Raw genomic sequence first — 18,951 nt, forward strand, 5'->3', positions numbered from 1 at the left:
CGGGCGACGACATCGGGGGAGTGCATGAACGACGAGATGAGGGTGCGCGACATCCCGGCCGTGCTCGTGTCGGCGTGGCGGGTCCTGCGCGCCTACTGGGCACCGTTCGTCGTCATCGCATGCCTCGGTCTCGCGCTGCGCAGCGGGGCCCTCTGGCTCGCCGTCGTCGTGAGCGACCACAACGCCTTCGCCGCCCAGCTCATCCTCGTGCTCGCCCCGCTCGGGTTCCTGCTCGCGATGATCGCCATGCTCTGGATGACCCGTGGCGCCCTGCCCAACGTCGCCGCGCTCGCGCAGCGCGAGGCCCGCCAGGCGCCGACGGAGAAGCGCGAGATGCGGCTCGTCGACGTGGCCGTCAGTGTGCTCGTGCCCTTCCTCGCGGTCTACGTGTCCTACGGGCTGCTCAAGGAGGACCTGCTGAGGTTCACCAACGAGGCGGCCTACGCGGAGTTCAACCAGTTCAGCCTCTCCGAGGACATCGACTACGACTTCGCGGGTCGGCTCGCGATCTACGACTGGCAGGTCGTCCTCGCCATCGTCGCGATCGCGTGGGTGCTGCGCTACGCGCTCGGCCGGTTCGAGAGCGTCACGCGATTCCTCTGGCTGGCGTTCGTCGGCGCCCTCGTCGAGGTCTACTACACCTCGCAGGTCGCGCAGAAGGTCGCCAACATCCGCGAGGCCGGTGTCACGTGGGTCGAGGACCGCCGGGCCTCGCGACTCGTCCTCGACCAGTACGACCAGGTGGTCAGCACCCTGGGACCGCTGGCGAACCCGGTCGACACGGCGACGACGTGGCTCTTCGGGCTGCTCGGCGCCGTCGACGCGGTCGTCATCGTGCCGCTCGCATGGATCACCGTCGGTGCCGTCGTCCTCGGCCACAAGCTCTCAGGGCCCGAAGAGGCCTCGACGCAGCCGAACCCGCGCTGGGAGAGGATCCCCGCGCCGGTGCGCCGCTTCGGCGGCGGGCTTCTCGCCGACGTGCGCGAGCGGTGGTCGGCGTTCTGGAACGGGCTGCGGATGATGGCGACCGCCGGGCTGCTCCCGATGCTGACCTTCTGCCTCGCCTTCCTCCTCGTCCTGCGGGTCCCGTGGCTCGTCGCCCAGCTGCTGCGTCTCGTGATCGGTCCGGTGGAGACGAAGACCTGGCTGGCGTTCTCGCCCCTGGAGAAGTCCGTCGGGCTCGCGGTGACGATGGTCCTCGCGGCGGCGCTGCTCGCGGCGGCGATCGACTGGCTCCTCGGGCCCAAGCTGCGGGTGGACCGCGTCGACGACCCCGAGCCCGTCGCGCCGACCGCGGTCAGCGCGGAAGCCGGAGCGTGACGTAGTCCGGGTTCTCGAACGAGATCCGCAGCGCGACGAACGTCGCGTTCTTGGGCACGGCGATGGCGGGCGTCACCGACCACTCGCTCGGTCGCGGCAGCTCCTTCTCCGGCAGCACGCCGCGCTTCTGCGCGGTGAGCACCGGCATGCTGGGGCCGGGAGTCTCCTCCGGGACACAGTTCGCGATGCTCTCGCCGATCTCGTCGAACGGGTGGCCGACGCGGTACTCGCGACCCTCGTCGTCGACGAGCGTGAGCGCGCAGTGCATGAGCGGCTGGCTCGGGTCGGCCCTGAAGTCGAGGCGCACCTGCCGTGCCACCATGCCGTCGGCGAGCGTGAACTCGTCGGAGCGAGCCTCGTATGCCGTGCTCTCGCCTCCCAGCCCCGCGAGCCTCACCGAGTAGCGCCGAGTGAAGTCCCCGTGGGCGTCCGAGGTCTGCTCGGCGACGTCCACCCACTCCTGCGCGTCCCCGTCGGCGATCTCGTGGTGCTGGCCGGACTGGTACCAGAACACGGGGACGCGGTATCCGCTCGCGGCGAGCATGGCGGCGACGGCGAACGGGACGCCCGCGATCCACCACCGGCTGGGTCGGGTCCTCATCGGCGGGCCTCCGCGGGCGGCACGGGTCCGCTCTCCTTGACGTTGACGGCGTCCTTGCTCGCCCAGAGGTCGTCGACCTCGGAGGCGGCGATGCCGAGGTCGATGTCGGCGAGGTCGTCGCGGCGGAACTGCGCCTCGTGCGAGTCCCAGGCGCCGCGCGTCACCATGAGGTGGGCGCCGTCGAGCGCCTTCTTGGGGACGTCGAAGCAGAAGCTCGCGTAGTGGCGGACCCCGGTGGAGAGGTTGGCGTTCTGGGCGCACTCGGGGCCGCGGGTGGAGGCGATCCAGCGCCGGTCGTGCTTGTCGACGAGGAAGAACCCGGCCACGAACGTCGGGGCCTTCGTGGCGACCATCTCGGTGTCGACGACGAGGAAGCGCCCACCGGCCGCCGACGCGGGGTTGCCCATGATCGTCGGTGTCACGTGGATGCCGGTCACGGTGACGTCGGCGTAGTCCAGGGGGACGGGCTTGCCCACCGACCCGGGGTGGACGAACGCGCTGTCGGCGACATCACCCAGCGGGATGCGGTCGTTGATGACACGTCCGATACCCATGGCCGCGATGACGAGGGCGCCGGTGGCGATGGCGCGCCTCACGGTCGCCTCACCAGGGGCAGGCTGCCCTGCCACTGGACCTCGTCGCGGGCGACCCAGGCGTCGGGGTCGAGCGTCTGCTTGTCCTCTTCGCGGAACTCCACGAGGTTGGCCTTGACGGTGACAGAGTCGCCCTGCCACGGACCGGAGGTGACGTAGGCGAGCGCCAACCGGTAGGTCAGGCCCGGGTTGAAGTTCGACATCCGCGTCGCGTCCTCGACGAAGTAGAGGTTGGGCGCCTCGACGATCTTGACCCCGCCCCCGGAGACGGCGATGTTGTTGGAGAGGGTGACGCCGTACTCCGGTCGGTCTCCGGTGAGGGTGACACGGGTGTCGAGGACCACGACGCGCTGTGACGGCAACGGCGAGACCGCGGGCTTGAGATCGGGCAGCTCGACGACCTTGTCGACGACCACCTCGTAGGGGCCGACCATGATCGCCTTGCCGGCGACGATCGGCTCCGGCCCGGGTTCCGGTGTGCCGGCCAGGCCTCCGAAGGGTGCGCTCGCGAGCAGGGCCGCGGCGACCCCGCCGCCGACCTTCTGGCTCGTCGGCCGGCCCGTGACGAAGCCGCGGGCGCGCCCGAGCACGCCTCGTCCAGCCCTCGCGTTCTCCCCCATGGCAGGGAGTGTAGGGAATCCGGGGGGCCGGAGAGGCCAGGACTACTGCTGTTCGCCGACCATCCGCTGCAGGAGGTCGCGCAGGGTCGTCCGCTCGGCGCGCGAGAGCTCGGCGAGGGGCTCCCTCGCGAAGCCGAGCGAGTCGCGCAGCAGGCGTGCCGTGCGGGCTCCGGTGACCGTCATCGCGGCCACCTTGACCCGACGGTCGGCCGGGTCGGGACGTCGCTCGACGAGGCCGCGGGCCTCGAGCCGGTCGACGATCCCGGTGACGTTGGACGGCTCACACTTGAGCGTCCGTGCGACCTGGCGCATGGGCAGCGGCTCGATGGCGAGCAGGGCCAGGACCCGGGCCTGTGCGCCGGTGAGGGAGTGCTGCGCCGCGGCCCGGTCGTACTCCTCGTGGTAGCGCGCCACCACGGACCCGATGAGGTCGACGACCTCGAAGGTCAGGGGGTCAGGGCGGGGAGTGGACATGCCTCCACGATAGGCCAAGTATTTGACAACCTGAAATATCTCGGAGCATGGTGTTTCACGTACTGAAGTTTCTGTCGCACCCGAGGAGAGCCTCCACCCATGACCGCAGCACTTCCCACGTCCAGCCGTGAGTGGCACCTCGTCGCCCGTCCGCAGGGCTGGCCGACGACCGAGGACTTCGCGCTGCGCGAGGCCGAGGTCACCGCTCCCGCTGAGGGCAAGGTCCTCGTGCGCAACCTCCACTTCTCGGTCGACCCCTACATGCGCGGTCGGATGAACGACGTGAAGTCCTACACCCCGCCGTTCCAGCTCGACCGCCCCATGGAGGGTGGCGCCGTGGGTGAGGTCATCGCCTCCGCCGCCGAGGGCATCTCCGTCGGCGACCACGTGCTGCACGGCCTCGGCTGGCGCGAGTACGCCGAGGTCGACGCCTCGGTCGTCGTCACGGTCGACCCCACGATCGCCCCGCTCTCGGCCTACCTGGGCGTCCTCGGCATGACCGGGCTCACGGCATACGCGGGTCTGCTCGAGGTCGCGTCGTTCCAGCCCGGCGACGCGGTCTTCGTCTCCGGCGCGGCCGGTGCCGTCGGCAGCCAGGTCGGCCAGATCGCGAGGCTCAAGGGCGCCTCGCGCGTCATCGGCTCGGCCGGCTCCGACGAGAAGGTCCGTCTGCTCGTCGAGGAGTACGGCTTCGACGCCGCCTTCAACTACAAGAACGACCCGGTCGCCGACCAGCTGCGCGAGGCTGCTCCGGACGGCATCGACGTCTACTTCGACAACGTCGGTGGCGAGCACCTCGAGGCCGCGATCTCGTCGCTCAAGGTCAGGGGCCGCGCCGCCATCTGCGGGATGATCGCGCAGTACAACGCGACCAAGCCGACGCCCGGACCGCGCAACCTCGCGCTCGTCATCGGCAAGCGGCTGCGCCTGCAGGGCATGCTCGTCGGCGACCACGCGGCGCTCCAGCCGCAGTTCGTCGAGGAGGTCGGCGGCTGGCTGGCCTCCGGCGAGCTCAAGTACGCCGAGACGGCCGTCGAGGGCATCGAGAACGGCGTCGACGCCTTCCTCGGCCTCCTGCGCGGCGAGAACACCGGCAAGATGATCGTCTCGCTGGGCTGAGCCCCCAGCGGTCAGCCGGCGCGCAGCCGCTCACGCTCGGCGCGCAGCTGCTCGAGCCGCGCCCAGTACGCCTCGCGGTCGAGGTCGTCGCCGACGACCTCGACCGGGCGTGCTGCGCGCACCACCCGCAGGTGTCGCACGGTGCCGTCGTCTGCCATGCCGAGAACGCTAGGGCCGGCCACCGACACCTGGTGTATCTGCGGGCCCGCGCCCCGCTCCTCAGGGATGACCGACCCCGACCCCAGGAGCGACCATGGCCACCATCCCCGTCCGGATCCGGCTCGACAAGCTGTTCTGCTTCCACGGCGCCGACGAGAGCGACAGCGAGCCCTACATGTGGGTCATCGTCGTGACGATCGACGGTCGCACCATCACCCACCGCCCGGACGCCCCGAACCTCGACGGGGCGCCCGGGTTCGTCTTCTCCCCGGGCAGCCACGGCAGCGTCGGTGGCCCGATGGGCATCGGGGCCAACCGCACCCTCCCGGCCCAGCTCGGCCACGTGGACACCACGCTCCAGCCGATCGTCATCAACGCCGCAGGGCAGCAGGTGGAGGTCCCGGGCCAGCTCGCCCTCGTCGCGATCCTGCTCGAGGAGGACATGACGTCCGATGCGGGAGCCGAGGCCGCGCACGCGAAGATCAACGAGCTCATCAGGGTCGAGCTCACCGAGGCGATCGCCGACATCGACCTCGACGGCGTCGGCGCCAAGATCCTGCGTGGCATGGCCGAGGGCACGTCGGCCGAGGCCGTGGCCCGTGAGTACTTCGCCCAGCGGATGACCCGCGTGGTGGGCCGCCTCAACCGCTACGCGCAGGACGTCGCCGTCGCCGCGATCGTGCGCGCCCTGAGCTTGCCCGCCGCCATCGTCGAGGCATCGGACCCCGACAACTTCCAGGGCATCGTCACCCGCTTCTGGAGCCAGACGCAGCTCGAGGCCACGACGACCCACCAGCGGATCGACATCCACGAGCAGATCTGGGACCGCGGAGCGGGGCGACGTGAGTCGTCGGACTACAACTACAACCTGCACGGGCAGGTGTGGCAGCCGATCGAGGAGTTCTGGGTCCCGGTGACGGACACCCTCGCCCCCGGTCGGTGGCAGGTCACCGGCATCCAGAGGGCGGGGCGCAAGCCGTTCATCAGCACCCTGGGTGGCACGCTGCCCGACGGCACCCCGTGGGCCATGCCCAAGGGCAAGGTCATGGACGCCATCGCGGCCGGCACCCACACCTTCTTCGTGCGCGGAGAGTCGGGGCGCGAGGCCGACGTCCACGTCGACGAGAACGAGGACAACCGCTTCTTCCCCTACCTCGCGACGGTCTCCGACAACGACCCGACCAACAACCTGTCGAGGCTTCCGGCGTGCACCGTGGCGATCCGGCACACCCGCCCCGCGCCCTGACGTCTCCACCAGAAGGCCCGGCGCAAGAAAGTTGGCGCCCGGGGGAACACGGGCCCCCGGGCGAGAGTTGAGTCGAGTGAACGCAAGTTTTGACGCGCGGATTTGCCACACGGCATACCGGCTCCTAACTTGAGTGACAGCAACTCAACCCCAGCTCAACGCAAGGAGACAGTCACATGGCCCGTGCAGTCGGTATCGACCTCGGAACCACCAACTCCGCCGTCGCCGTCCTCGAGGGTGGCGAGCCCACGATCATCGCGAACGCCGAGGGCGGCCGCACCACCCCGTCGGTCGTCGCCTTCTCCAAGGGCGGTGAGGTCCTCGTCGGCGAGATCGCGAAGCGCCAGGCCGTGACCAACGCCGACCGCACCCTCCGCTCCGTCAAGCGCCACATGGGCACCGACTGGACCAGCGAGGACATCGACGGCAAGAAGTACACCGCGCAGGAGATCAGCGCGCGCACGCTCCAGAAGCTCAAGCGCGACGCCGAGTCCTACCTCGGTGAGCCCGTCACCGACGCGGTCATCACCGTCCCCGCCTACTTCGACGACGCCGAGCGCCAGGCCACAAAGGAGGCCGGTGAGATCGCGGGCCTCAACGTCCTGCGCATCGTCAACGAGCCCACCGCCGCGGCGCTCGCCTACGGCCTCGACAAGGGCAAGGAGGACGAGCTCATCCTCGTCTTCGACCTCGGCGGCGGCACCTTCGACGTGTCCCTCCTCGAGGTCGGCAAGGACCCCGAGGACGGCTTCTCGACCATCCAGGTCCGCGCGACGAGCGGTGACAACCAGCTCGGTGGTGACGACTGGGACGACCGCGTCGTCAAGCACCTCCTCACCACGGTCAAGAACAACACCGGCGTCGACCTGTCCAAGGACAAGATCGCCATGCAGCGTCTGCGCGACGCCGCCGAGCAGGCCAAGAAGGAGCTCTCCTCGGCCAGCTCGACGACGATCTCGATGCAGTACCTCTCCATGAGCGAGAACGGCCCCATCCACCTCGACGAGACGCTGACCCGCGCCCAGTTCGAGCAGATGACCAAGGACCTCCTCGACCGCACCAAGCAGCCGTTCCAGAACGTCATCAAGGACGCCGGCATCCAGCTCTCCGACATCGACCACGTGGTCCTCGTCGGTGGCTCGACCCGCATGCCGGCCGTGACCGAGCTCGTCAAGGAGCTCACCGGTGGCAAGGAGCCCAACAAGGGCGTCAACCCGGACGAGGTCGTGGCGCTCGGCGCCGCGCTCCAGGCCGGTGTCCTCAAGGGTGAGCGCAAGGACGTCCTTCTCATCGACGTCACGCCGCTCTCGCTCGGCATCGAGACCAAGGGTGGGCTGTTCACCAAGCTCATCGAGCGCAACACGGCCATCCCGACCAAGCGCTCCGAGGTCTTCTCGACGGCCGAGGACAACCAGCCGTCGGTCCTCATCCAGGTCTTCCAGGGTGAGCGCGAGATCGCCCAGCAGAACAAGGCGCTCGGCACCTTCGAGCTCTCCGGCATCGCGCCGGCCCCGCGTGGCGTGCCGCAGGTCGAGGTCACCTTCGACATCGACGCCAACGGCATCGTCCACGTGACGGCCAAGGACCGCGGCACCGGCAAGGAGCAGAAGATCACCATCTCGGGCGGCAGCGCGCTGTCCAAGGAGGAGATCGACCGCATGGTCAAGGACGCCGAGGCCCACGCCGACGAGGACAAGAAGCGTCGCGAGGAGACCGAGACCCGCAACATGGCCGAGTCGCTCGTCTTCTCGACCGAGAAGTTCCTCAGCGAGTCCGGTGACAAGCTCACCGACGAGCAGCGCAGCCCGGTCGACACCGCGCTCGCGGACCTCAAGGAGGCGATCAAGCCCGAGTCGACGCTGTCCCGCGACGAGGTCCAGGCCAAGATCGACCACCTCAACGAGGAGTCCCAGAAGATGGGCGCCGCGATGTACGCCGCGGCCGCCGAGCAGGGCGAGTCCGGCGACGTCCCCGGTGGCGAGGCGTCGGACGGCGCCGAGCAGGCCGGCGCGCAGGCCAACGATGACTCCGACGTCGTCGACGCCGAGGTCGTCGAGGACGACGAGGAGAAGAAGTGACCGACGCTCGTATGCCGGGTGAGGACGAGGTCTTCGACGGCGAGGTCGTGGACGACGAGTCGTCCGACGCGATCAACACCGAGTCGGCCAACGACGGTGAGGAGGTGGCTCCGGCTCCGGCCGGGGCCACCGCCCCCGCGGCCGAGGACGTGGCTGCCGAGGGCGGCGAGCACCCCGACACGGTGCTCGCGGCCCAGCGCCTCGACGACCTCCAGCGGCTCAACGCCGAGTACGTCAACTACAAGCGTCGAGTCGACCGCGACCGGGCCCTCGTCCAGGAGCGCGCGGTGCGCGACGTCCTCGAGACGGTCCTGCCGGTGCTCGACGACATCCAGGCGGCGCGCGACCACGGTGACCTCACCGACGGCCCGTTCGCCGCGATCGCCGACAAGCTCGAGGCGAGCTTCGGCAAGTTCGGCCTGACCCGCTTCGGCGAGGTCGGCGAGCCGTTCGACCCGATGCACCACGAGGCGCTCATGCACGCCGCCTGGGACTCCTCGAACCCGGAGCTCCCGGCGGACGCGAGCACGACGACGGTCGTCCAGGTGCTCCAGCGCGGCTACCGCACCGGTGACCAGGTCCTGCGCCCGGCGCGGGTCGCGGTGGCCGACCCCGAGTGACCCATACTCACGAGACGACGTCCGGAAGGAGGCGCTGATGGCGAGCCAGGACTGGTTCGAGAAGGACTTCTACGCGATCCTCGGCGTCCCCAAGGATGCCGACGCGGGGGCGATCAAGAAGGCCTACCGCAAGCTCGCGCGCACCCACCACCCCGACAAGAACCCCGGGGACTCCGCTGCCGAGCAGAAGTTCAAGGACATCGGCGAGGCCCACGCGGTGCTGTCGGACCCCAAGCAGCGTGAGGAGTACGACGCGGTCCGGCAGATGGCGCACGGCGGTGCTCGCTTCACGGCCGGTGGGGCCGGTGGCAACGGCGGGTTCGACGACATCTTCAGCGCGTTCGGCGGTGGCGGTGGGTCGCGGGTCCGCTTCGACACCGGCGGCCGTCAGTCCTACGGCGGCCCCGGTGGCGGCGACGACATCAACGACCTCCTGTCGCAGATGTTCGGCGGTGCCGCCGGCGGTGGCGGTCGTCCGCAACCCGGGTATGCCGGCTACGGCGCCCCCCGCGGTCCGCGCAAGGGCGCGGACGTCCAGGCCACGACGACGCTCCCGTTCCGGGACGCCGTCGAGGGCTCGACGGTGACCCTGCGGACCGCCGAGGGCCGCACGATCACGGCCCGGATCCCTGCGGGCGTCAAGGACGGGCAGAAGATCCGGCTCCGCGGCAAGGGCCAGCCCGGTGAGCCCGGGGCCGCCGCCGGTGACCTCATCCTCACCGTCACCGTCGAGAAGCACCCGGTCTTCGGGCGCGACGGCGACAACCTCACGATCGACCTGCCGGTGACCTTCGCCGAGGCGGCTCTCGGTGCCACGGTCGCCGTGCCGACGCTCGACGGCTCCAGCGTCAAGGTGCGCATCGCCCCCGGCACGCCGTCGGGTCGCGTACTTCGCGTCAAGGGTCGCGGCGTCGCGGGCTCGTCCTCGACGGGCGACCTGCTCGCCAAGGTTCAGGTCCTCGTCCCCGACGAGCTGTCCGACCGCGCCCGAGAGGCCGTCGAGGTGCTGCGTGCGGAGGCCGAGGGGCTCGACCCGCGCGCCGGTCTCGTCGAGCAGGCGAAGGCCTGACCGTGGCTGCGCGCCGAGCGACGCCGCGACCGGACGACGACGCCGCAGTGTTCGTCATCTCGGTCGCGGCCGAGCTCGCCGGCATGCACGCGCAGACGCTGCGCCAGTACGACCGGCTCGGACTCGTCACGCCGTCGCGCACCCGAGGCGGCGGGCGCCGCTACTCGGCGCGCGACGTCGAGCTGCTCCGCGAGGTGCAGCGCCTCTCCCAGGAGGAGGGCGTCAGCCTCGCCGGCATCGCCCGGATCCTCGAGCTCGAGAACTCCGTCGACGCGCTGCGTTCGCGGGTCGCCGAGCTGACCCGAGAGGTCGAGCAGCTCCGGGCCGCCGCCTCGGGCGGGTCACGCGTCTTCTCCGTCGGCCCCGGTGGCGAGATCCTCGCCAGCCGGCTCGGCGAGCGGCCTCGCCGTCGCCCGGGTTCGGGACAGGGCGCCGGCTCGGCGTCCCGAGCGCTCGTCCTCTGGCGTCCCTGAGTGCGCGGACGGCATACGCTTCGCTGCGTGACCGAGCACCTGCTGATCTTCCCCGAGCGCGAGACCGCCGACGAGATCGCCGCCGAGCTCATCGAGGAGGGCTTCACCGAGGTCCGGGTGATCCGGGTCGCCCACGCCGGTGACGACGACGCCGAGGACGCCGACTGGGGTGTCCACGTGCGCGAGGAGATGGTCGACGACCCCTCCGGACCCGTGGAGGGTGGTCTGCGCGACCGCTTCTCGGCGCTCGCCGAGGAGCGCGACGGCTGGTACGACCCGGAGCCGAGCCTTCCCTGAATTGTCCACTTCCGCTTGTCCACCGGACAAGCCGTGCGTCCGGCTCCGGAACGTTGCGTGGCTGACAGATCTTGGGTCTAGCATCCTGTCCACCGAGGCCAGTGAGGTCCACGGTGTTCGATGTCGACGAGGAGACGATGTGGCCGGTTCTGCGCCCATCCTGGAGATGACGGGCATCACCAAGACATTTCCCGGTGTCAAGGCCCTGTCCGACGTCAACCTCACGGTCCGCCGTGGTGACGTCCACGCGATCTGTGGCGAGAACGGCGCCGGCAAGTCAACCCTGATGAAGGTCCTGTCGGGCGTGCACCCCCACGGCACCTACGACGGGACGATCCGCTTCAACGGCGCCGACGTCACGTTCAACAACATCCGTGACTCCGAGCACGCGGGCATCGTCATCATCCACCAGGAGCTCGCGCTCATCCCCGAGCTCTCCATCGCCGAGAACATCTTCCTCGGCAACGAGGAGACCAGGCGCGGCGCGATCGACTGGGTCAAGACCAACAACCGCGCGCGCGACCTCCTCGCCCGGGTCGGGCTCGAGGAGGACCCCGAGACGCCGATCAAGAACATCGGTGTCGGCAAGCAGCAGCTCGTCGAGATCGCCAAGGCCCTCGCCAAGGACGTCCAGCTGCTCATCCTCGACGAGCCCACGGCGGCGCTCAACGAGGAGGACTCGCGCCACCTGCTCGACCTCATCCGGGGCCTGCAGGGCAGGGGCATCACCTCGATCATGATCAGCCACAAGCTCAACGAGATCGAGGCCATCGCCGACGCCATCACGATCATCCGCGACGGCCAGACGGTCGAGACGCTCGACGTGCGCGAGGGCGCCGTCGACGAGGACCGGATCATCCGCGGCATGGTCGGGCGCTCGCTCGAGTCGCGCTTCCCCGACCACACCCCCGAGATCGGCGAGGTGATGTTCGAGGTCAAGGGCTGGACTGTCGCCCACCCGCAGGTCCCGGAGCGGCTCGTCGCGAAGCAGTCGGAGTTCTTCGTCCGCCGCGGCGAGATCGTCGGCTTCGCGGGTCTCATGGGCTCGGGCCGCACCGAGCTCATGCGCTCGATCTTCGGGCACTCCTACGGCACGTGGCTCGGTGGCGAGATGACGCTCAACGGCAAGCGCGTCGACCTGCGCAGCGTGCCGGCGGCCATCGACGCCGGCATCGGCTACGTCACCGAGGACCGCAAGACCCTCGGCCTCAACCTCCTCGACGACATCAAGACGACGACGGTGTCGGCCAAGCTCAAGAAGATCGCGCACAACCTCGTCATCGACCGGCGGGCAGAGCACTCCGCGGCCGACGACTACCGCAAGCAGCTGCGCACCAAGACGCCGTCGGTCGACTACGACGTCGCCAAGCTGTCGGGCGGCAACCAGCAGAAGGTCGTGCTCTCCAAGTGGCTCTTCACCGACCCCGACCTGCTCATCCTCGACGAGCCCACCCGCGGCATCGACGTCGGTGCCAAGTACGAGATCTACGGGATCATCCAGCGCCTCGCCGCCCAGGGCAAGGGCGTCATCGTCGTGAGCTCCGAGCTGCCGGAGCTGCTCGGGCTGAGTGACCGGATCTACACCATCAGCGAGGGCCGGGTCACCGGCGTCCTCGACAAGGAGCACGCCGACCAGGAGTCGCTCATGCGGCTCATGACCAAGACCTCGACGACCCCGAAGGACGCTGCATGAACAAGCTCAAGGAGATCTTCGGTGGGGACACCCGTCAGTTCGGGATGATCTTCGCGCTCGTCTTCCTCATCGTGCTGTTCCAGGTCCTCACCGACGGGCTGACGCTCGACCCCGGCAACGTCATCAACATCTTCCAGGGCAACAGCTACATCCTCGTCATGGCGATCGGCATGGTGCTCGTCATCATCGCCGGGCACATCGACCTCTCGGTCGGCTCAGTGGCTGCCTTCGCCGGCATCGTCGTCGCCATCGCGATGCGCGACTGGGGCATCCCGTGGTGGGTCGGCGTCCTGCTCGGACTCGGCATCGGCGCGGTCGTCGGAGCCTGGCAGGGCTTCTGGGTCGCCGTCGTCGGCATCCCCGCGTTCATCGTCACCCTCGCCGGCATGCTCATCTTCCGCGGCGCCAACCAGTACGTCGGCAAGTCCAACACCGTCCCCGTCAGCGAGAGCTTCCAGAAGATCGGGTCGGGCTACCTCCCCGAGGTCGGGCCCAACACCGGCTACAACAACCTCACCCTGCTCATCGGCATCGTCGTGTGCGCGGCGATCATCGGTGGCACGCTGCGCAACCGCCGCAACCAGAAGAAGATCGGCGCCGACCTCGAGGACGGCACGGTCATGTGGATCCGGCTGGCGCTCATCAGCGTCGCGATCCTCGCCGTGGTCATGCTCATGGCCTCCGGCCGGCCCGGCACCTCGCTGCCGATCTCGGCGCTCATCCTCGGCGCGCTGGTCCTCATCTACGGCTTCATCTCGACCCGCACGATCATCGGTCGCCACATCTACGCCGTCGGTGGCAACCGTCACGCCGCCGAGCTCTCCGGTGTGCGCTCCAAGCGGGTCAACTTCCTCGTCATGATGAACATGTCGATCCTCGCCGCGCTCGCCGGGATGATGTTCGCCGCCCGCTCCACGTCCTCCGGTCCCTCCGACGGCGTCGGCTGGGAGCTCGACGCGATCGCCGCCGTCTTCATCGGTGGCGCCGCGGTCACCGGTGGTGTCGGCACCGTCGTCGGGGCCGTCATCGGTGGTCTCGTCATGGCCGTGCTCAACAACGGCCTCCAGCTCCTCGGCATCGGCGCCGACATGACCCAGATCATCAAGGGCCTGGTGCTGCTCACCGCCGTGGCCTTCGACGTCTACAACAAGAGCCAGGGTCGTCGCTCCATCACCGGCCTCATCATGCAGAACTTCGGTGGTCGGGCGACCAAGGAGACGGCGGAGACCGTCAAGCAGGAGTCCTGAGGTCAGCAGGTTGCCGCACAACTGAATACGCATCACAGTGACGCTTCCGCCCCGGGTGCGCCACGGCATACGAAAGAAAGAGACGACATGCGTTCCCTCACCAAGCTGATGGCAGTCACCGCCGTCGCCGCACTCGCTGTGACCGGCTGCGGCCGGGCCGACGACGAGACCCCCGCCTCGGGTTCCGACAGCTCCGCCTCGGGCGGCAGCGGTGGGTTCGCCGGCGACTCGCTCATCGGGGTGTCGCTCCCGCAGAAGACCTCGGAGAACTGGGTCCTCGCCGAGCAGCTCTTCAAGGACGACCTCGCAGGGGCCGGCTTCAAGGCCGACGTCCAGTTCGCCAACGGCGGTGTCGGCGAGCAGCAGAACCAGATCCAGTCCATGGTGACCAAGGGCGCCAAGGTCATCGTCGTCGGCGCCATCGACGGCGCCCAGCTGGGCACCCAGGTCAAGGCGGCCAAGGACGCCGGCGCGACCGTCATCGCCTACGACCGCCTCATCAAGAACACCGACGCGGTCGACTACTACGTCGCCTACGACAACTTCAAGGTCGGTGTCCTGCAGGGCAACGCTCTCCTCGAGGGCATGGCGGCGAAGAAGCCGTCCGGTCCCTACAACATCGAGCTCTTCGCCGGTTCGCCCGACGACGCCAACGCCCAGGTCTTCTTCGACGGCGCCATGAGCGTCCTCAAGCCGAAGATCGACGACGGCACGCTCAAGGTCACCTCGGGCCAGACCGCCTTCAACCAGGCCGTCACCCAGGGCTGGAAGGCCGAGAACGCGCAGAAGCGCATGGACACCCTGCTCTCGGCGTCCTACTCGTCGGCCGCCCTCGACGGCGTCCTCTCCCCGAACGACACCCTCGCCCGCGCGATCATCACCTCGGTCAAGGCCGCCGGCAAGCCCGTCCCGGTCGTCACCGGTCAGGACTCCGAGGTCGAGTCCGTGAAGTCGATCATGGCCGGCGAGCAGTACTCGACGATCAACAAGGACACCCGCAACCTCGTCAAGGCCACCATCGAGATGGTCCAGGCGCTGCAGAAGGGTGAGAAGCCGACCGTCAACGACGAGAAGTCCTACGACAACGGCGTCAAGGTCGTCCCGGCCAACCTGCTCGAGCCGCTCATCGTCACCAAGGCGAACGCCAAGGAGGCCTACGCCAACGACCCGACCCTGTCCAAGCTCACCCAGTGAGCTGAGACCCTCGCGGTCCACGACCTCGGCCCCGGCACCCTCGTGGGTGGCGGGGCCGAGGTGCGTCCGGACTCAGGCCTCGACGGCGGCCGCTTCGGTCTCGGACTCGTTGCCCTGCTGCTCCCAGAGCTGACGGGTCTCGCCCATGGTCCGGTCCATGATCGCCACCATCGCCTCGTGCGCCCGGTCGCCGTCACCGCGCTGGATCGAGGCGGCGACGTCGCTGTGCAGCTGGAGGGCGTCCACGTGGGGGTGGTGCGGCATGAGGCCGTAGGCGTGGCGACCGGCGAGGACCTCGGCGACCTGCTTGTGCAGGTGCTCGAACATCTCGTTGCCCGAGGCGGCGAGGACCCTCTTGTGGAACTCGACGTCGAGGCGGAGGAAGTCGTCCATCCGCCCGTCCTGACCCGCCGCCCAGAGCTGGCCGGCGAGGGTGACGAGCTCGGAGGCCTCGAGCGGCTTGGCGCGTTCGGCTGCGAGGCGCGCAGCCTGCGGCTCCACGGCGGTGCGGAGCTCGGTGATCGAGCGGAGCTGGGTGAGGCGGCCGCCCGTCGCGAGACGCCAGCGGATGACCAGTGGGTCGTACACGTTCCACGCGGACCTGTCGTGCACGACCGTCCCGACCCGGCGGCGCGAGGTGACGAGACCCATGGAGGACAGCACCCGCAGGGCCTCACGCACGACGGAGCGCGAGACGGAGTGCCGCGCCATGAGGTCGTCGATGAAGAGGATCGTGCCGGGGGGCAGCTCGCCCCCACAGATCGAGAGCCCGAGGGACTCGACGAGGCGCCCGTGGAGGCCGGAGGAGTCGTCGTCGTGGAGCGCATCGGTGGGCACGTCACAAATCATACGAGCGAGCGCAGACTCTTGCACAAGTCAGACTTATGACCTTATGCTCGCGGACAAGACGGACGTGAAGTCCGCCGCGGCGACGGCTCCAATGGCGGGGCGGCCGGATATCCAAGGAGATCGACGTGTTGCGACGTACAGCAATCGGATCGACCCTCGCACTCGCCGCGGCGCTCAGCCTCTCGGCGTGCGGTGGCGGTGGCGACGACGAGGGCACCGGGTCCAAGACCATCCAGGTGACGCTCGCCAACCACGTGTGGACCGACAACATCAAGGCGGCCCTGCCCGAGTTCGAGAAGGCGACCGGCCTCAAGGTCGAGCTCACCCAGCTCGGCGAGGACCAGTTGTCCGACCAGTACAACGTCAAGCTCAACGCGGGCACCAGCGACCTCGACGTGATGATGTACCGCCCCCTCCAGGAGGGCAAGCTCTTCGGCAAGAACGGCTACCTGTCCGACATCACCGAGGACACCAAGGGCGCCTCGGAGTGGAACTGGAGCGACTTCCAGTCCGGTCCGGTCGAGGCCACGACGTACGACGACAAGGTCGTCGGCGTCCCGCTCATCACCGAGACCGAGGTCCTCTACTACCGCAAGGACCTGCTGCAGAAGGCCGGCCTCAGCGCCCCGCCGAAGACGCTCGACGAGCTCAAGGAGGCGGCGGCCAAGGTCCAGGCCGCGAACCCCGGCGTCGCCGGCTTCGTCGCCCGCACCGGCAAGACCGCCGCCGTCACGCAGTTCTCCGGCTTCCTCTACAGCTTCGGTGGCGCGTGGGTCGACGACTCGGGCAAGGCCGCCGTCGACTCGGCCGAGGCCAAGCAGGCCTACGCCTACTACGGCGGGCTCATCCACGACCACGGCCCCAAGAACGTCAGCACCGACATGAGCTGGCCCGAGGCGATGGCGATCTTCACCCAGGGTCAGGCCGCCTTCTACACCGAGGCGAGCTCGCTCTACAAGAACGCCACCGACCCGGCCAAGTCCAAGGTCGCCGACACCGTGGGCTTCGCGCCGTTCCCGGAGGGCCCCGCCGGCTCCAAGCCCTACAACGTCCCGTCGTGGGCGCTGGGCATCAACGAGGCCTCCGAGAACAAGGCGAACGCCTGGAAGTTCATCGAGTGGGCCACGAGCAAGGAGCAGACGCTCGCCAACCAGAAGGCCGGCGTCCCCGGTGCGCGCACCTCGGTCGCGAACGACGCCGACGCCACGTCGACCTACCCGAAGGACCTCGTCGAGGCCGCCAAGGCCGGCGCCGAGAACGGTGTCGGATTCGACCGCCCGCAGGTCGTCAAGGTCCCCGAGGCCCGCGAGCTCGTCGGCCAGCCGATCGTCGACGCCATCACCGGCAAGGACTCGGGCGCGTCGGCCGACAAGGCCGCCGAGGCCTTCCAGGCCCTGCTCGACGACGAGAACAAGTAAGACCCGCCCACGCCCTGACACCAGGGCATCCCGGGTGACCCCGGGTGGCCGCACCCCACGGGGCGTGCGGTCACCCGGGACCCGGAGCACACGGCATACGACCGCGTGCCTGCACGAAGCACCCACGGCAACGAAGGCGATACTCCATGTCTGCTGACGCACTCCCCGTGACGGGAACGTCCGGGTTCTCCCGCTGGGCCAACGCCCACCGCAAGTGGCTCTTCGCCTCTCCGGCCATGGCGTTCGTCGTCGTGCTCATCATCTTCCCCGTCGCGTGGACGCTCTACCTCAGCCTCACCGACGCCGAGGGCTCGGTGCGCGCGGAGAAGGAGTTCGTCGGGGCGCAGAACTACCTCGACGTCCTTGCCGACACCGCCCGGTTCTGGCCGGCGGTCTGGCGCACCGTGCAGTTCACCGGTGTCGTCCTCATCGTCGAGGTCGTCCTCGGCATGGCGATCGCCCTGCTGCTGTGGCGTCCGTTCCGCGGCGAGAAGTGGGTGCGCGTGGCGATCCTCATGCCGCTCGTCGCCACGCCCGTGGCCGTCGGCATGATGTGGCGGCTCATCTTCGACCCCAACATCGGCATCGCCAACCAGGTCCTCGGCTGGTTCGGCATCCCCGAGCAGCCCTGGCTCGCCGGCCCGAACTCGGCGCTGTGGACCACGATGCTCATCGACATCTGGCAGTGGACGCCGATGGTCGTCCTCATCCTCCTCGCCGGTCTCACCTCGCTCTCGGACGAGCCGCAGGAGGCCGCGCTCATCGACGGCGCCAGCGGCTGGCAGCGCTTCCGCTACATCACCCTGCCGCTCATGAAGTCGACGATCATCGTCGCGGTGCTGCTGCGCGGGATCGACGCCCTCAAGACGTTCGACATCCTCTACGCCACGAAGGGCAAGGGCGGTGGCAGCTACCACGAGGTCGAGACGCTCAACGTCTACGCCTACGGGTTGAGCTTCGACTACAACGAGTACGGCACGAGCTCGACCGTCCTCATCCTCTTCTTCCTCATCATCATCGGCTCGATGTGGGCCCTCACCTCACGCCGGAAGGCGGACTTCTGATGCGCGGCGGCACGGCATACAAGACGTTCCGGGTCGGGGCCCTCGTCCTCGTCGTCCTCGGGCTCCTCATGCCCCTCATCTGGATGGTCGCGGCGTCGCTCAAGACCAACGTCGACATCTACGACACGAGCAAGGCACTGTTCTTCTCGCCGACTGTCGACAACTACAAGACCGTCCTCGAACAGGCCAACTACGTCACGTTCATCATCAACAGCCTCTGGGTGGCGTTCGCGTCGACCGTCCTCTCGCTGCTGCTCGGCGTCCCCGCGGCCTACTCGATGAGCCGGTTCGCGATGAAGCGCTCCGCGCTCGTCGTCCTCATGGCCCGCGTCATCCCCGGCGTCTCGCTGCTCGTCCCCTGGTTCTACGTCTTCTCGAACCTCAAGCTCGTGGGCGGGTTCACGGTCCTCGTGCTCAGCCACATGTTCGTGTCGCTGCCGCTCGTCGTCTACATCATGATGGGCTACTTCGACGGGCTGCCCCTCGAGCTCGAGGAGTCGGCCCAGGTCGACGGGCTCACCCCCATCGGCGCGTTCCGCCGGATCACCCTGCCGCTGTCCACGCCGGGCATGGCGACCGCCGGGATCCTCGCGTTCATCTTCTCGTGGAACAACTTCATGTTCGCCCTCGTCCTGTCCGGTGCGAAGACGAAGACCCTGCCCGTCGCGATCTTCGACTTCGTCGGCTACGCGGCCATCGACTGGGGTGGCCTCATGGCCGCGGCCACGGTCGTCACGGTGCCGATCATGGTCATCGCACTCCTCGCACAGAAGTACGTCGTCTCCGGTCTCACCGCCGGCGCCACGAAGGGCTGAGC

General features: G+C 69.0%; 20 protein-coding genes. 14 read left to right on the forward strand and 6 right to left on the reverse strand.

Annotated features, from left to right (window positions below):
• Positions 1-24: 24 nt before the first annotated feature.
• Positions 25-1,320, forward strand: coding sequence for a hypothetical protein (locus ACSQ11_RS07345; RefSeq protein ID WP_436004479.1), 1,296 nt, complete (start codon positions 25-27; stop codon positions 1,318-1,320).
• Here ACSQ11_RS07345 and ACSQ11_RS07350 read toward each other — a convergent pair.
• From ACSQ11_RS07350 to ACSQ11_RS07365, 4 genes are read right to left on the reverse strand one after another with little or no spacing between them, the layout of a single operon-like run.
• Positions 1,298-1,921 carry a hypothetical protein gene (locus ACSQ11_RS07350; protein ID WP_436004480.1) on the reverse strand — a complete coding sequence of 208 codons (624 nt, stop codon included), beginning with the start codon at positions 1,919-1,921 and terminating at the stop codon, positions 1,298-1,300. The two genes, ACSQ11_RS07345 and ACSQ11_RS07350, sit on opposite strands and share 23 nt — an antisense overlap.
• Complete coding sequence (locus ACSQ11_RS07355) at positions 1,918-2,517, reverse strand: hypothetical protein (RefSeq protein WP_436004482.1); 600 nt, start codon at positions 2,515-2,517, stop codon at positions 1,918-1,920. The genes ACSQ11_RS07350 and ACSQ11_RS07355 overlap by 4 nt, the downstream gene beginning before the upstream one ends.
• A complete protein-coding gene (locus tag ACSQ11_RS07360) occupies positions 2,514-3,134 on the reverse strand; it encodes a hypothetical protein (protein ID WP_436004484.1) in 621 nt (206 codons plus the stop codon). Before ACSQ11_RS07360 ends, ACSQ11_RS07355 begins: the two co-directional genes overlap by 4 nt.
• A 42-nt stretch (positions 3,135-3,176) precedes the next feature.
• Positions 3,177-3,608: a MarR family winged helix-turn-helix transcriptional regulator gene (locus ACSQ11_RS07365; RefSeq protein ID WP_436004486.1), complete on the reverse strand. Its 432-nt coding sequence runs from the start codon at positions 3,606-3,608 to the stop codon at positions 3,177-3,179.
• 99 nt (positions 3,609-3,707) lie between these two features.
• On the opposite strand from ACSQ11_RS07365, the gene ACSQ11_RS07370 reads away from it, so the two are divergent.
• The gene (locus ACSQ11_RS07370) at positions 3,708-4,727 is read left to right on the forward strand and encodes an NADP-dependent oxidoreductase (RefSeq protein ID WP_436004488.1); all 1,020 of its coding nucleotides are present in this window, start codon (positions 3,708-3,710) and stop codon (positions 4,725-4,727) included.
• A gap of 11 nt (positions 4,728-4,738) precedes the next feature.
• Here the strand turns inward: ACSQ11_RS07370 and ACSQ11_RS07375 are convergent, their stop codons facing one another.
• Positions 4,739-4,885 carry a hypothetical protein gene (locus tag ACSQ11_RS07375; RefSeq protein ID WP_436004490.1) on the reverse strand — a complete coding sequence of 49 codons (147 nt, stop codon included), beginning with the start codon at positions 4,883-4,885 and terminating at the stop codon, positions 4,739-4,741.
• Between the two features lie 95 nt (positions 4,886-4,980).
• Here ACSQ11_RS07375 and ACSQ11_RS07380 point away from each other — a divergent pair, with 95 nt between their 5' ends.
• The 9 genes from ACSQ11_RS07380 (at position 4,981) to ACSQ11_RS07420 (ending at position 14,803) form a co-directional block, all read left to right on the forward strand.
• Positions 4,981-6,132 carry a hypothetical protein gene (locus ACSQ11_RS07380; RefSeq protein ID WP_436004491.1) on the forward strand — a complete coding sequence of 384 codons (1,152 nt, stop codon included), beginning with the start codon at positions 4,981-4,983 and terminating at the stop codon, positions 6,130-6,132.
• A gap of 176 nt (positions 6,133-6,308) precedes the next feature.
• Entirely contained in the window at positions 6,309-8,210 is a 1,902-nt protein-coding gene (dnaK, locus tag ACSQ11_RS07385; protein ID WP_436004492.1) for a molecular chaperone DnaK, read from the forward strand.
• Complete coding sequence (grpE, locus tag ACSQ11_RS07390) at positions 8,207-8,830, forward strand: nucleotide exchange factor GrpE (protein ID WP_436004493.1); 624 nt, start codon at positions 8,207-8,209, stop codon at positions 8,828-8,830. Before dnaK ends, grpE begins: the two co-directional genes overlap by 4 nt.
• A 37-nt stretch (positions 8,831-8,867) precedes the next feature.
• Positions 8,868-9,899: a DnaJ C-terminal domain-containing protein gene (locus tag ACSQ11_RS07395; RefSeq protein WP_436004494.1), complete on the forward strand. Its 1,032-nt coding sequence runs from the start codon at positions 8,868-8,870 to the stop codon at positions 9,897-9,899.
• 2 nt (positions 9,900-9,901) lie between these two features.
• Positions 9,902-10,372, forward strand: coding sequence for a heat shock protein transcriptional repressor HspR (locus ACSQ11_RS07400; protein WP_436004495.1), 471 nt, complete (start codon positions 9,902-9,904; stop codon positions 10,370-10,372).
• Between the two features lie 27 nt (positions 10,373-10,399).
• Positions 10,400-10,669, forward strand: coding sequence for a hypothetical protein (locus tag ACSQ11_RS07405; protein ID WP_436004496.1), 270 nt, complete (start codon positions 10,400-10,402; stop codon positions 10,667-10,669).
• A gap of 166 nt (positions 10,670-10,835) precedes the next feature.
• A complete protein-coding gene (mmsA, locus tag ACSQ11_RS07410; protein WP_436004497.1) occupies positions 10,836-12,362 on the forward strand; it encodes a multiple monosaccharide ABC transporter ATP-binding protein in 1,527 nt (508 codons plus the stop codon).
• A complete protein-coding gene (mmsB, locus tag ACSQ11_RS07415) occupies positions 12,359-13,609 on the forward strand; it encodes a multiple monosaccharide ABC transporter permease (protein WP_436004498.1) in 1,251 nt (416 codons plus the stop codon). Before mmsA ends, mmsB begins: the two co-directional genes overlap by 4 nt.
• 87 nt (positions 13,610-13,696) lie before the next feature.
• Positions 13,697-14,803 (forward strand): substrate-binding domain-containing protein, encoded by a 1,107-nt coding sequence (locus ACSQ11_RS07420; RefSeq protein WP_436004499.1) that lies wholly within the window; start codon positions 13,697-13,699, stop codon positions 14,801-14,803.
• A gap of 72 nt (positions 14,804-14,875) precedes the next feature.
• On the opposite strand, the gene ACSQ11_RS07425 is transcribed toward ACSQ11_RS07420, so the two are convergent.
• On the reverse strand, positions 14,876-15,640 hold the full coding sequence (locus tag ACSQ11_RS07425; RefSeq protein WP_436004500.1) for a FadR/GntR family transcriptional regulator: 765 nt from the start codon (positions 15,638-15,640) through the stop codon (positions 14,876-14,878).
• A gap of 137 nt (positions 15,641-15,777) precedes the next feature.
• Here ACSQ11_RS07425 and ACSQ11_RS07430 point away from each other — a divergent pair, with 137 nt between their 5' ends.
• The 3 genes from ACSQ11_RS07430 (at position 15,778) to ACSQ11_RS07440 (ending at position 18,949) form a co-directional block, all read left to right on the forward strand.
• Positions 15,778-17,070 (forward strand): ABC transporter substrate-binding protein, encoded by a 1,293-nt coding sequence (locus ACSQ11_RS07430; RefSeq protein ID WP_436004501.1) that lies wholly within the window; start codon positions 15,778-15,780, stop codon positions 17,068-17,070.
• A gap of 146 nt (positions 17,071-17,216) precedes the next feature.
• Entirely contained in the window at positions 17,217-18,134 is a 918-nt protein-coding gene (locus ACSQ11_RS07435) for a carbohydrate ABC transporter permease (protein ID WP_436004502.1), read from the forward strand.
• A complete protein-coding gene (locus tag ACSQ11_RS07440) occupies positions 18,134-18,949 on the forward strand; it encodes a carbohydrate ABC transporter permease (RefSeq protein ID WP_436004503.1) in 816 nt (271 codons plus the stop codon). Before ACSQ11_RS07435 ends, ACSQ11_RS07440 begins: the two co-directional genes overlap by 1 nt.
• Positions 18,950-18,951: the final 2 nt, after the last annotated feature.

The sequence above is a fragment of the Knoellia sp. LjRoot47 genome, from assembly GCF_964253435.1.
Lineage (GTDB): Bacteria > Actinomycetota > Actinomycetes > Actinomycetales > Dermatophilaceae > Knoellia.

Excerpts from the sequence above, each read along its gene's own strand:
- ACSQ11_RS07350 (WP_436004480.1), bottom strand. The coding sequence starts at position 1,921 with ATGAGGACCCGACCCAGCCGGTGGTGGATCGCGGGCGTCCCGTTCGCC.
- ACSQ11_RS07440 (WP_436004503.1), top strand. The coding sequence starts at position 18,134 with ATGCGCGGCGGCACGGCATACAAGACGTTCCGGGTCGGGGCCCTCGTC.
- dnaK (WP_436004492.1), top strand. The coding sequence starts at position 6,309 with ATGGCCCGTGCAGTCGGTATCGACCTCGGAACCACCAACTCCGCCGTC.
- ACSQ11_RS07370 (WP_436004488.1), top strand. The coding sequence starts at position 3,708 with ATGACCGCAGCACTTCCCACGTCCAGCCGTGAGTGGCACCTCGTCGCC.
- ACSQ11_RS07345 (WP_436004479.1), top strand. The coding sequence starts at position 25 with ATGAACGACGAGATGAGGGTGCGCGACATCCCGGCCGTGCTCGTGTCG.
- ACSQ11_RS07420 (WP_436004499.1), top strand. The coding sequence starts at position 13,697 with ATGCGTTCCCTCACCAAGCTGATGGCAGTCACCGCCGTCGCCGCACTC.
- mmsA (WP_436004497.1), top strand. The coding sequence starts at position 10,836 with ATGACGGGCATCACCAAGACATTTCCCGGTGTCAAGGCCCTGTCCGAC.
- ACSQ11_RS07395 (WP_436004494.1), top strand. The coding sequence starts at position 8,868 with ATGGCGAGCCAGGACTGGTTCGAGAAGGACTTCTACGCGATCCTCGGC.
- ACSQ11_RS07380 (WP_436004491.1), top strand. The coding sequence starts at position 4,981 with ATGGCCACCATCCCCGTCCGGATCCGGCTCGACAAGCTGTTCTGCTTC.
- ACSQ11_RS07365 (WP_436004486.1), bottom strand. The coding sequence starts at position 3,608 with ATGTCCACTCCCCGCCCTGACCCCCTGACCTTCGAGGTCGTCGACCTC.
- ACSQ11_RS07360 (WP_436004484.1), bottom strand. The coding sequence starts at position 3,134 with ATGGGGGAGAACGCGAGGGCTGGACGAGGCGTGCTCGGGCGCGCCCGC.
- ACSQ11_RS07435 (WP_436004502.1), top strand. The coding sequence starts at position 17,217 with ATGTCTGCTGACGCACTCCCCGTGACGGGAACGTCCGGGTTCTCCCGC.
- ACSQ11_RS07375 (WP_436004490.1), bottom strand. The coding sequence starts at position 4,885 with ATGGCAGACGACGGCACCGTGCGACACCTGCGGGTGGTGCGCGCAGCA.
- mmsB (WP_436004498.1), top strand. The coding sequence starts at position 12,359 with ATGAACAAGCTCAAGGAGATCTTCGGTGGGGACACCCGTCAGTTCGGG.